Raw genomic sequence first — 12,218 nt, forward strand, 5'->3', positions numbered from 1 at the left:
CGACTGTACTGCCATCGCGCTTCTCCTTTGCCGGTCTGTCGCCGCACTAACGGCGCGACCTCTTGCCTGTTGGTGAGGATAGGACCGATAGCGAATTGGCGAGAGTGACAAGTGTGACGGGATTCCGGCCGCGCAACTTCAGCTGGCACCAAAACGGCCGGCCGACGGAGTAGGCGCAAAATCGAATGGCATTGTTCGAGCGGCTGAAGGCGAGCGACCCGGCCACTTTGACCGATCTGAAGCGCGCCGGCCGGTTCCTCTATCTCCAGCGCCTAGCATTCGGCGGCAAAGTCGCCGGGCGCAACTTCGGCGTCGACCCGCGATCGTCGGCCGGCTTCAAGCTGACGACCCTGGAGCCGCTCCTGACGGACGTCCACGATCGTCTTGCCGGCGTCGTCGTCGAGCAGCTCGACTGGTCGGCCTTCATCGACCGCTACGATCGTCCGGAAACGCTGTTCTACCTAGACCCACCCTACTTCGGCAGCGAGGGCTACTACCGCAAGGTGCTGTTCGGCCAGCGGCGCCGAAAGCAACTCTAACCGGACGGTCGAAACGCTGATCCTACACGCGTCCTCCTCCATGACGAGGGCCACCCGCCAAATCGAGGAATGGCGGGTGGTCCTTTATCAGCGCAGGAAGGGACTTAGCTGCGCAGATCTCTATCGTCGTTCGGTCCGGTCGGGTCCCTAGCTAGCAACCATTCCAATTGCCGTAAACGTGATGGAGACAGCGAAGACCGTACCGAGCAACCAGCGGGCCTGGTGGACACTCTTTTCCATGGCCTCCTCCCGTGAACTCACAGCGAGGCAACGACTACGAGAAGCCGCCGTTCCGGGTGGCGCGATGTCCGGGCTATCGCGCGAAATAAGAGAGACTTTGGTCCCACAATCGGATCAGACCTAAGCCCAGCGGAGGAACGTTCGCGGGTGCCTGAGGTTTGGGTGGACCGGGCGGAAGAGAATGCCGTCCAGCGCAAGAGATCTCACGAAGGAGATAGCTATGAGAACGCGTCTTTCCATTGCAGCTGCGGGATTTCTGCTGCTGGCAGGCATCGGCGCCGCTGCCGCTCAGGACGTAGTCATCGAGCCTGAGCAGGAGACCGTCATCAAGGAATATGTGAAGAAGCAGCCGCTCGCATCGGTGAAGGTGCCAGGGGTGGAGCTCAATATAGGCTCAACGCTGCCCGAGACGGTCGAGCTTCATGAAGTTCCCGACACCAGATACAGCTACGTGGTGGTCGAGGACCGGACTGTTGTCGTTGATCCAGGCACACGCAAAATCATCAAAGTCATCGAATAGCCTACGCGACTGGGAGGACAGCCCGCCGCGCCGAAAGGTGCGGCGGGCTTTTTTGCTTTGCGTAAAACTGCTGAGTCGAATTACAGTTCGTTTAGCATGGAGGTCGAATGCCGATTTATCGGAAAGCTCAGGAGGCTGGCGTCTTCGATTCATCTGAAGTCGCTTTGCTGGGCCGCGTTTTCGACCGGCTCAAAATCGAAGGGCAATCCGAGCAGCGGCGTGAAGCGCTCGCATCCCGGATCCTGGCAAACTACTCGGCCGGTCTTACCGATGAGGACGAGCTTGTTTCGGCGTCCAAATTGCCACTGGGGCGGTAGGCCTCAATTCACTGGTAGCAGCGGTTGATGCTTTGACTTCGCGTGACGAAGCACCTGGCCAAGATCGCGCATGTCGAACCCTGTCCGCAAATGGGCAGTGCTGGACATGCTGCGCCTCGGGTTTGATCGGCTGATCGTGATCTTTGCCCTTGAAGCTCGTGCCTGCGTTGTTGGTCCGATATTTCACTTCCGCTCCGCGATTCCAAAGTTCCCCGACCCTCATGGAACCCCTGAAGGCACCAAAGAGTTGCATTTGAAACAAGGTAACCGTCATGGCAGCGCGAGAGAATGACACCTTTCGAGTTTTGATCAGATCGGAAGACTATCGTCGGAAGATACGCAGATTGCTAAGGTTTGTCGGCGATCAACCTTTGACGCCGAAGCTTATCGCGCTGGCGGCGGAGCTTCAGGAGGAACTTGATCGGCGAGAGCGAAAATCGGCCGACGAGAAAGACCCTGATTAGGAGATGCTACATGGGTGATGACATCCTCCCACCCGGGGCACGATCTTGATCGTACCAATTAGCGAGATCGAGCTAGCGCGGGTTCTGCGCGTAATCATCGGGCACCAATGATCGATCGCCCAACTCCGAATGGAGGTCAGAGACGCCGCTGCCAGCCGCGCTCATAAAAGAGTGGCTGGCTCACCTCCAGTCTAGTCGCATCCCAGATCATTGTCCGTCGCTCTCCTGTTCGGCGGGTTTTTTGTTTTCCGCATGGAACACTTGGTTGCCGGCAAAGTTTGGTGCCTGCGGTATTTCCTGCGAGAAGTGCTGCGAGGCGGGGAAGGTGGATGAGCGTCGTAAAAAGGGTCGGTCCAGTTCTAAATCAGGCAATCGCTGCGATCCTCAACAGGGCAGACCATGGGGACACTGTTTCGATCAAAGCGACTTTAGACCATATTCGGCAGGCTGCGCCTGATTTGATCGCATCCAACGATGAACTGATCGAGGCTATTGTAGAGATAGCTGCTGCCCTAGACCTGTCGGTGGCTTCCGATGCGGGCGAGTAGTAGCCGTTCAATCGACGCGAGCCGCTTTCGACCTCCACGAAACAATCCTACGCAGTGCCGCTGACGGAAGCCCCCGGCTGCCCTAAATTTCCCTCATGGCTCTTCATTGGTTTCACCCTCCGGTCAACATCGAGACCGATCGACCTGGCCTTACCTACGGCTGCAACAATGTCGAGGGTGCCGCCGCGGAGCTCATGAAGTGGACCAAGCGAGGACCTAAGTGGAAGAAGGCGGCCGAGGCTTGCACGGCCGTTCTCGAGGGCGAAGGCACAGCCGACGACGTAAGAAAAGCCTTCGGGGCTGCCGCAGGGGAGGAGGGGTTGCTACGCTCCTCTTGATTTGGGCCCAGTATCTGCCTGCTGTTCGATCTTGACCTCACGGGAAAACCAAGCGGCCGCGCGGCGAACACAGCCACATGCATCACGCATCTCTGCCGGTTTCAGCTGCGCCGGCCAGCTAGGGAAGGAGCCCGCGCCCTCCTCGGAGCGCGGGCCAACCGGGTTGCAGCCCGATCTGCAGTGGGCGAAAGCGGGGGGTGCCCACTGATCCCAAACAACTGTTAGTAATCACTTATGTTCCAAGAAACGGCGTAGGGTCATCGGACACGCGTCGAGCCGATGATCGTCATCGATATCGGGACGTCGCTTAGACAGGCTGGCTTCGCGGTGGCCTTAGAGCCAAATTGCACGCGTGCAAAACAGATTTGGCTCTCGGTGAGCCGGACGTCCTGTTGCGGGACTGCGTCAGCTCTTCGGTTGCTGAAGAACTCGTGGCCCAGAGCCGGAATAAAAAAGCCCGCTGCCGGGAGGAGGTGGCAGCGGGCTTGATTTCGAATACGGCACGGGAGGAGGTGTACCGCACTCAGCGCCGGCATCGCATCTGGGAGGAGTAGATGGCCGACACCTGCGAAACTACCCATTGCCCAATGATTCGGCAACAACGAAAGATGCATGGCAGATGTGCAGATTTGCGGTATCAACCGAATTTTAACCATCGGGCAGAGTGACCGTTGCCTTGCGCGGCGTCACTGGACCGGGACGTTTTCCCTAAAGATCAGGCGCGGCTCGATGAATTTCCTGGTCAGATAGGGCGCCGATGACGCGATCGAGCCGAGCAGGCGAATGACCGACTGCTCGGCGATCAGCCGCGCGTTCTGGTCGATGACGACGTCGAGCAGATCATCGACGAGATAGCCGCGTGTTGCCCGTGTAAGGTCGTGGCAGATGAACACCGGCCTCCTTTGCGGCTTGGCTTCCAGCAGCGCTTTCGCCACCCCGGAACGTCCGGCACCGACGCAGTAGATGCCGAGCAGCTCCGGCTCGTTGTGCAGCGCCTTCATCGTCGCGGTGTAGCTGATATCAGGCTCGTCGTTGATCTCGACGGCGCTGGTGACGGTCAGATTGGGGAATTCCTCGCTGAGCACGGATCGAAAGCCCATTTCGCGTTCCTCATGCCCGCGATAGGAGCGTGAGCCGACGACCATTGCCAGATGGCCCGGGCGCCCGCCCAGGAAACGTCCCATCAACAGCGCGGCGGTGCGCCCGGCGACACGGTTGTCAATGCCGACATAGGCGGATCGAGGCGCGCCCGGCACGTCGGAGACCAGCGTGACCAGGCGAATGCCGGCCTCGACGATCTCGCGCAGGATGTTGCGCGTTCTCGGATGATCGATCGCGATGACGCCAACGCCGTTTGCCCTAAGCGAGAGGTTTTCGACGGCCGTTTGCAACGCGCTCGGCGAGATGCCGGCGAGCTTGTGGATCCGGCAGGAGGCGACGAGCGGCAGTCGCGCCGCATAATCCTCGATATGACCTGCCAGATCCATCATGAAGGCATTGGAGCCGATCGGCAGGAAGAACTCGAGATGCGCCGGCCGCGAGGGCAGCACGACCTGATCCACGACAGGCAAATAGCCGAGCTGCTTGGCCGCCTCCATCACCCGCTGCCGGTTGGCAGCACTTGCGCCCGGCCGGTTGTTCAGCACTCGGTCGACCGTGGCGGTCGACAGCCCGCAACTTCTGGCGATATCCGCAACGGTGGCCTTCATGGTCGCAGTCATAGGAGCTGATGTGATCCCGTGCCAGAGAAACGGCGAGCCCGGCTTCCAACTGACCCGCTCAGCCCTGCGATTGCTTCCCCTGGACGATGGCTTCGTGGATCTGCTCGTCGGACATGCCGGTGATGATCCGTTCGACTTCCACGACGTTGGTGTTCTTCGGATCGATATTGTCGGCGACGACCTTGCCGCGGCGCATGACGACGATGCGGTCGACCACCTGGAAGACGTGATGGATATTATGGGCGATGAAGATGCAGGAATGGCCCGAATCGCGGGCGCTGCGCACGAAGCTCAGCACGCCTTGCGTCTCGGCGACGCCTAGATTGTTGGTCGGCTCGTCGAGGATGATGAGGTCGCTGTCGAAATGCATGGCGCGGGCGATCGCCACGGCCTGCCGCTCGCCGCCGGAGAGCGAGCCGATCGGCGTGGTCGGCGGAATGTTCTTCGAGATCCCGACCTGCTTGAGCAGGTCGCGGGCGACAACGTTCATTGCCTCCTGGTCCATGCGGTTGAGGAAACGCGGCGGTTTGATCGGCTCGCGCCCAAGGAACAAGTTGCGCGCGATCGACAATTGCGTGACCAGCGCCGAGTCCTGGTAGATCGTCTCGATGCCATGGGCGATGGCGTCGCTGGTGCTGCGCAAGTCCACCTTCTTGCCGCGGATGAAGATGTCGCCGCCGGTCAGCGGAACTGCACCCGACAGGACCTTGATCAGCGTCGATTTGCCGGCGCCATTGTCGCCGAGCAGACCGACGATCTCCCTTTCGTTGACATGGAAATTGGCGTCTACGAGCGCTTGCACGCGGCCGTAGGACTTGCGGATGTTTTCCATGCGGACAAGCGGCTCAGCCATGGTTCAAGTCCCCGCCTGATGCCGGCGTTCCAGCCATGAGTGAAGCGCCATCATGCCGAGGATGATTGCGCCGATGAAGATGTTGTAGGCAAGGCCGGGCACGCCGATCAGCACGATACCGTTGCGCATGACGCGCAGGATCAGGATGCCGAGCACGGTCCCGATGATGGTACCGCGTCCGCCGGTCAGCGCGGTACCGCCGATCACCACCATGGCGATCACTTCGAGCTCGTAGCCGGTGCCGCTGTTGGGATTGGCCGCCGAGGTGCGCAGTGAGCTGATCACGCCGGCAAGCGAAGCCATGACCGACGACAGGATGAACAGGCCGATCTTGACGCCGCTGACATTGACGCCGCGCGCCCTTGCTGCCTGGGGGTTGCCGCCGGCCGCCTGGATCCAGTTGCCGGTCCGGCTCTGCGTCAGCACGTAACCGAGTGCGATTGCGGCGGCGATGAACCAGAACAGCGACATGTAGATGCGAAACGGTCCAATGAAGAAATCGCCGACCAGCGCCTCGGCGAGCCAGCTGCCCTCGGCGCTCCAGGTCCGCTGCGGAAATCCGTTGGTGACGAACAGGGCGGTGCCGCGCACCACCAGCAGCATGCCGAGCGTCACCAGGAAGGACGGGATCTTGAGCTGCGTCACGAACCAGCCATTGACCAGCCCGATGAAGGCGGCAACCAGCAACGCCACGACGAAGCCGGCTTCCAGCGAGGTGACGCCGCTGTTGAAGAGCGTCCACATCAAGACGGGAGAGAAACCGAACAGCGATCCGACCGAGAGGTCGAATTCGCCCGATGTCATCAGCAGCGTCATCGCCAGCGCGATCAGGCCAAGTTCGACGGTGAAGGCCAGTATATTGCTGATGTTCTGCGGTGACAGGAAGTCGTGGTTGAACCCCCAGAATACGGCGAGCTCGACGACAAGCAGTACGAAGGGCCCGAATTCCGGCCTGGCGATCGAGCGTTGGATGATGGAGCTATTTTCCACGTTGGACCCGCGACATGGTTGGAACTGGCCAAGCCCGGCACCGCAGGACGCGCTTTCGGGGCTCGGCGGAATGAAGGGGATGATCGCGGCGGAAGCCCTCCGCAATCATCCCGATCGCGGTGTTATTTGCCGGACAGGATGTCGTCGTAGACCTGCGCGGTGTCCTTTTCGTAGAGCGCGCCGGTGATCACGTCGAAGCCGGGGGGAATGCCGCTGGCCGCCATGTTGGCCAGCGAAAGCGCCACATAGCTGGTCGCCTGCGGATCCTGCCACTGCCCGGCATTGACGTAGCCGGTCAGCACCTCCTGGGTGGTGTCGAGCGAGTTACCCCAGCCGACGACAGGGATTTCGCCCGGCTTGATGCCAGCCTGGTCGAACACCCTCTTGATCGAGCCGGTCACCAGATCGCCGAGGCCGATGATCGCCTTGACCTTGGCCCTGTTGGCGGTGAGGTAGTCGACCATGCGGTTGATCGCTTCGGCCTGATCGAGCGTGGCTTCGGTGATCTCGTAAGTGATGCCGAGCGGCTCGAACACGCTCTTAATGCCCTCTTCTTCCTGGACGCCATAGGTGGCGCCTGGGATTTCGACCGGCATCCAGACAAAATCGCCCTTTTTCACCAGGCCCTTGTCGACCAGATACTGCGCCCAGTTCTTGCCGAAGGTGACGTTGTCGCCGCCGACATAGGCGTTGAAGTCCGCCTTCGGATCGGGCGTGTTGAAGTTGATGATCGGGATGTTCGCCGCCCGTGCTTCCTTAGCGAGCTCGATAAGGCTGCCAGGGTCGGGGCTGGTGGTGGTGATGCCGTCGGCCTTGGCGGCGATAGCCGCGCGAACCGCCTCCTGCTGGGACGCCACGTCGCCATTGTGGAACGAGGTGTTGACGGTGTTGCCGGTGTCCGTCGCCCACTGCTTGGCGCCGGCGAGGAAGTAGGTCCAGACCGGGTCGGCCGGCCCGCCATGCGAAATCCAGTAGAAGGTCTTGGCCTGCGCCGCCGCCGGAATGGCCAGCGCCACGATCAAGCCGAATACAAATAGTCGTAGCTTTGTCAGCATTTGATTTCCTCCCATTTTGAAAACTGCCTCCACCTCCGACTACGATCAGGCAAATCCTGATCGCATTCTTGCCAGCGCCGATCTGAATGCATCAGAGCATCCGCTTTTTCGACATATGGCAAGCCTCCATTTGCCAGTGGTAGTTGGCGCAACCCCAAGCGCCATCAGCAGCCCCATCAGATTGCATCAGTTTGGCTGATATTTGGCAGGCAAGTTTCCCCTCTTGCGGAAGTTCGGTCGCGCCGAACTCACGCGCATGACCCAAAGTCGCCCTTCATCAGCCTATTTCGCTGCCCGATAGTCGACCTTCATCGCAACCAGCGGTTCTGACCCGTAGCGGTTGTCCAAGGATGTCGCTCTTTAGAAAGGCTGCCCATGGCCGTTACGTATGCCGGATGTTCGAAGAACTATTCCAGTAGCAACACGAGGAATCCCATCGGTAACTTATGCTTGCAAAATGTTCAGCTTTGCTGCACCAAATTATTCCTTGTAGTCATTTTACAGTTGGAGGATCGATTATGCGTCTTCTGAAAGCACTTTGCAGCGCGATCCTGATAATGTTCGTGGGATCCAGTATGGCCGCTGCTGCGTCTGGTTCGAACTCCAGTGCGACGGTTGCACTAAAGTATCCAGTACTCACGTTTCATGTTCACGTGGACGACCCCATCCTACTCAACGGTCAGGAGACCAGGGTGGTCGTGGAAGTCGAGGGCGACACAAAAACCCAAACCGTGAACGTCCCTTCCGGAGTCGTTTTTGTTCTGGACTACTCGGGAAGCATGGCTGGAAATCTCGGCACGCTGAAGTCTGCCGCTGGAGGGTTGATCGATTTACTCGACGGCACGCAAGACGAAGTTGCAGCGATCCGGTTCTCCGACGGGGCATCGGTCATTGCGCCCTTGAGCAACGACTTCTCCAAAACGAAGAACGCGATAAACGCGGGAATAGCTCAGGGGCGAACAAACATGGCTGACGGGGTGAGGGCAGGGTTGGCCATTCTTCGTCAAGTTAGCGAACCTCGGCGCTTTGCGATACTCTTCACAGATGGGCGCCCATTTCCTGACGAATCCGGTCAAGACCGAGCCATCCGACAAATGGTCCGGCAGGCCGCACGCGATCACTTGACCATTCACACGGTAGGGCTCGGAGACGACTTGCTAGGCGGCCTCCTCCAGACAGTCGCGGATGCAACGGGCGGTCAGTTTATTGAGGCCAAGGCAGCGAGCGATCTCCCCCCCATTTTTGAAAAGCTGTTCAAGGATGGTGTCAAGGAGCTATCGACTAAGTCAATTTCGGTTCACGAGTACCTGAACCCCGAATTCTCCGCGGTAGATCAAAGCTTTGTGACGACGATCCTCCCGACTGGGCACGATCAGGACTTTGAAGATGAGCTCAGCACCGCTGTGTCGTTGTTGTACACGAATGGACGGCTTGATATTCCGACGATAGGTGAAATCCCCGAGTCTAGGTACTTCGGGTATTTTTTCCGGATTACCGCTCCCAACTGCGCTGACGTGGACAGGGTCGTGCCCTTGCACGCGGCCGGTTCGATGGTGGAGTATTTCAACGGCGAGCCAAAGGCAAAAAATATCCCGTTTGTTAGCACCGACATCACTATACTTCGCTGCGGCGTATACCTGAAAAAAGAATGGGATGAACCGGAGCGCACCCTAACGCTGCACGTCATCAATACACTGGCTCAGCCTATTTATGACATCTCGATCGTGGACGACCTAAGCGGCGGCTTTGACGTAGACAAATCGCGGCTATCGGAGTTCGTCCCTGCGCCGACCGCCATCTCTCCGAAACCTTCAGTGCTCTATCTCGAGGAACGGCTTTCTGGGAACTCAGAATGGAAGGGAAAGTACGTTGTTAAGGAAAACACATTTGCAGCCGATGGGGTGAATGATATCGAGGATGATGATTTCTTGACGAGGTGGTCATACCTAGCCCCGCTCTTTAAGGTCGCGGATTCTGAACCGGGCTTTGATGACTTCGTGGCGGACATCGCGGCAGGTAGCCTCACGCCTCCTTCCGAGACAATACTCGCAACGAAGCTTAGATCTTCAGGCATCAATTCTACCAAGGTTTCTCCTGCACCCCCCGCCATGGCCGGAGATGCCTATAAAGGAGTAATCGACGTCGGACAAAATGCCATGGCGACTTGGGTGCCACCGACCAGCCCAGCCCTAGTAAGGGAGTTCACCGGAATTCTTGCGCTCAAGTCGAGCAAGGAAGAGATCGAGTTCTTTGGTGTGGTCAGGGAACAGCAGATCTTCCCGCATTTGAAGACTACGACCAGTTTCGTTGCGTCTCCTTAGGACCGGAGTCAGCAGCCTGTATGACTGACCAAGACCCCACCATTTTTCCAGAAGGTCAGCTATTGGCGCTCGTTGCTCGTTGCGGTCGACGAGACGACCGGCAGGGAACCACTCCGAGCAGTCTTTCACATCGGATACCAAGCGTCAGATTTTCACCGCTAGATGAGGTCGGCCTTGGCGAGGTCGCGCATCAGATGGCTGGCGCCGTAGGTCCAATGCGGACAGTCGGGCGACAGCCGCACGCGGTTGACCAGCGCGCCGAATTTCTCCGATGAGATGGTGACGATGTCGCCGATTTTATGCGTAAAACCCTTGCCCTTTTCGCCACGGTCCTTCGACGGCACGAACATGGTGCCGAGATAAAGCGCCAGTCCGTCGGGATATTGGTGATGCGGCCCCATCGCGGCAGCGACCAGTTCCTCCGGCGAACGGCTGATCTCGGCCATCGAGCTGGCGCCCTCCAGCGAAAATCCGTCTTCGCCCTCGACCTTCAGGCGCACGATGGCCTGCTTTACGTCGTCGATGGAAAATGTCGTGTCGAACAGCCGGATGAAAGGTCCAAGCGAGGCTGAGGCATTATTGTCCTTGGCCTTGCCGAGCAGCAGCGCCGAGCGCCCTTCGACATCGCGCAGATTGACGTCGTTGCCGATTGTTGCGCCGACGATCTTGCCGCTGCTGGCCGCGATCATCGCGATCTCGGGTTCGGGATTGTTCCATGTCGACACCGGATGCAGGCCGACATCGGCGCCGAAGCCGACCGAGGCCATCGGCTGGCATTTGGTGAAGATCTCGGCGTCGGGGCCGATGCCCACTTCCAGATATTGCGACCAGGCGCCGCGCTGGATCAGCTTGGCCTTGATCTCCATCGCTTCGGGCGAGCCGGGCTTGAGCTTCGACAGATCATGGCCGATCAGCCCGGCAATATCGGCGCGAATGGCGTCCGCCTTCTCGGCCGAGCCGCGCGCCTGCTCCTCGATGACCCGTTCGAGCAGGCTGACGACAAAGGTAACGCCCGATGCCTTGATAGCCTGCAGGTCGACCGGAGAAAGCAGGTATGGTTTTTCCGGATCGCGCGCGGCCTGGAAACTGTTGGCGGCGATTGCGTCAAGCGACCCGATCGGTTCGCCCCTGGCAGCGTGGACGTAGCCTGCCGGATCCGGCATCTCGAAGACGTCGCGCACAGTTGGTGCCATGCTCGATGTGATGTCGAAGATGGTGCCGTCGCGAACAGTGACCACCAGCGGGTACGATGCATCGCTGGCCCTGGCGCGGCCGATGAAAAGGCCCTCGGCGGGCAGGTGCGTCGGGTTGGTCATGGTTCAAACTCCTCTATGTCTCGTCCTGCCGCGACGGTCTTTCCCGGCCGTGCGGCTCGATCGCGCCGGCCTGGTCGGCATCGGCGCGGCACTTTCAACAAATTCCGTCGAAAGGTCTATCCCGTCCTAGAGCCGGGCGCCGCTATCCGGCGCTGTCTGTGCCCCTGGACCCCAATCGAGTGCGATGTGCCCCAATGGAGAGGCGGAGATGTCCGTTCAAAACCATTGAGGCGCGGCTCGGCTATTCGGCGGCTTCGCGTACGGGGATCAAGCGCCGCTCGACCTGCTGGAGATGCAGGCGCATCGCCGTCGCAGCGCCGCCGAGGTCGCGCTCGGCGATCGCTTCGACGATCCGTTCATGGTCGGCAAAGCTGTGATGGTCTGCCGGGGGGCGGACGCCTTCTGAACGAAGACGTCCCCAGACCACGGTTCGGCGCACGGCGTTCAGGACGTCGAACAGGCCGAGCAGCACATTGTTGCGGCTCGCCTGCGCAATCTGCCGGTGGAGCAGATTGTCGAAATTCTCGTATTGCCGCCATGTGACGGCTTCCCGCGTCTGCACCAGCGATTGCCGCATCGAGGCGATATCCGAAAGCGTTGCGTGCAGCGCCGCTTCGCGCGCAATCTCGGGCTCGATGATGAGGCGCGCGCGCATCACGTCGGCCGGATTGGTGCGCCCGGCGATTTCCGAAATCCCGATCGTCTCCTCGACTGGTCCGCTGCCGACGAAAGTGCCCCTGCCAACATGACGCCAGATGCGGCCGTCCTTCTCGAGCACCGCCAGCGCCTTGCGCAGATCGCCGCGCGATACGCCGAGGCTCTCGGAAAGTTCGCGCTCGGCAGGCAGCCGCGTCTCACCGGCATGGTCCATCTGGGCAAGATAGGCCTGAAGCTGAACCAGGGCGGCGTGACCGCCATTTCCGGCATCGTCCATCAATTTAACCAATTCGCCTAAGATTTCCCTTCGCCGGTGTTAAAACGATTAGCGTAAACCGT

12 protein-coding genes and 1 pseudogene are annotated in these 12,218 nt (G+C 59.8%); 7 read left to right on the forward strand and 6 right to left on the reverse strand.

Going from position 1 to position 12,218, the window contains the following annotated elements:
• Positions 1-194: 194 nt before the first annotated feature.
• From AC0L26_RS03295 to AC0L26_RS03320, 6 genes and pseudogenes are all read left to right on the forward strand, one after another.
• Positions 195-518 (forward strand): annotated as a pseudogene (locus AC0L26_RS03295) (DNA adenine methylase); the annotation flags it as partial.
• Between the two features lie 481 nt (positions 519-999).
• Complete coding sequence (locus tag AC0L26_RS03300; protein ID WP_473631240.1) at positions 1,000-1,299, forward strand: DUF1236 domain-containing protein; 300 nt, start codon at positions 1,000-1,002, stop codon at positions 1,297-1,299.
• A 107-nt stretch (positions 1,300-1,406) separates the two neighbouring features.
• Positions 1,407-1,616, forward strand: a complete 210-nt coding sequence (locus tag AC0L26_RS03305) for a hypothetical protein (protein WP_352937779.1) — start codon at positions 1,407-1,409, stop codon at positions 1,614-1,616.
• A 70-nt stretch (positions 1,617-1,686) separates the two neighbouring features.
• Positions 1,687-1,908 carry a hypothetical protein gene (locus AC0L26_RS03310; RefSeq protein ID WP_473631241.1) on the forward strand — a complete coding sequence of 74 codons (222 nt, stop codon included), beginning with the start codon at positions 1,687-1,689 and terminating at the stop codon, positions 1,906-1,908.
• Positions 1,909-2,409: 501 nt separating this feature from the next.
• A complete protein-coding gene (locus AC0L26_RS03315; protein WP_473631242.1) occupies positions 2,410-2,628 on the forward strand; it encodes a hypothetical protein in 219 nt (72 codons plus the stop codon).
• A gap of 95 nt (positions 2,629-2,723) precedes the next feature.
• Positions 2,724-2,966, forward strand: coding sequence for a DUF982 domain-containing protein (locus AC0L26_RS03320; protein ID WP_473631243.1), 243 nt, complete (start codon positions 2,724-2,726; stop codon positions 2,964-2,966).
• A gap of 686 nt (positions 2,967-3,652) precedes the next feature.
• Here AC0L26_RS03320 and AC0L26_RS03325 read toward each other — a convergent pair.
• From AC0L26_RS03325 to AC0L26_RS03340, 4 genes are all read right to left on the reverse strand, one after another.
• Positions 3,653-4,675, reverse strand: a complete 1,023-nt coding sequence (locus tag AC0L26_RS03325; RefSeq protein WP_473631244.1) for a LacI family DNA-binding transcriptional regulator — start codon at positions 4,673-4,675, stop codon at positions 3,653-3,655.
• A gap of 70 nt (positions 4,676-4,745) precedes the next feature.
• A complete protein-coding gene (locus AC0L26_RS03330) occupies positions 4,746-5,540 on the reverse strand; it encodes an ATP-binding cassette domain-containing protein (protein WP_473631245.1) in 795 nt (264 codons plus the stop codon).
• A 3-nt stretch (positions 5,541-5,543) separates the two neighbouring features.
• A complete protein-coding gene (locus AC0L26_RS03335; protein ID WP_473631246.1) occupies positions 5,544-6,530 on the reverse strand; it encodes an ABC transporter permease in 987 nt (328 codons plus the stop codon).
• A 122-nt stretch (positions 6,531-6,652) separates the two neighbouring features.
• Positions 6,653-7,585 carry a substrate-binding domain-containing protein gene (locus AC0L26_RS03340; protein WP_354488343.1) on the reverse strand — a complete coding sequence of 311 codons (933 nt, stop codon included), beginning with the start codon at positions 7,583-7,585 and terminating at the stop codon, positions 6,653-6,655.
• Between the two features lie 518 nt (positions 7,586-8,103).
• On the opposite strand from AC0L26_RS03340, the gene AC0L26_RS03345 reads away from it, so the two are divergent.
• Positions 8,104-9,906, forward strand: coding sequence for a vWA domain-containing protein (locus AC0L26_RS03345; RefSeq protein WP_473631247.1), 1,803 nt, complete (start codon positions 8,104-8,106; stop codon positions 9,904-9,906).
• A gap of 158 nt (positions 9,907-10,064) precedes the next feature.
• Here AC0L26_RS03345 and AC0L26_RS03350 read toward each other — a convergent pair whose 3' ends face one another.
• Together AC0L26_RS03350 and AC0L26_RS03355 are read right to left on the reverse strand one after the other, a co-directional pair.
• Entirely contained in the window at positions 10,065-11,222 is a 1,158-nt protein-coding gene (locus AC0L26_RS03350) for a fumarylacetoacetate hydrolase family protein (RefSeq protein ID WP_473631248.1), read from the reverse strand.
• A 241-nt stretch (positions 11,223-11,463) separates the two neighbouring features.
• Complete coding sequence (locus tag AC0L26_RS03355) at positions 11,464-12,156, reverse strand: FadR/GntR family transcriptional regulator (protein ID WP_473631249.1); 693 nt, start codon at positions 12,154-12,156, stop codon at positions 11,464-11,466.
• Positions 12,157-12,218 lie beyond the last annotated feature (62 nt).

It is taken from the genome of Mesorhizobium sp. WSM4823, from assembly GCF_055811195.1.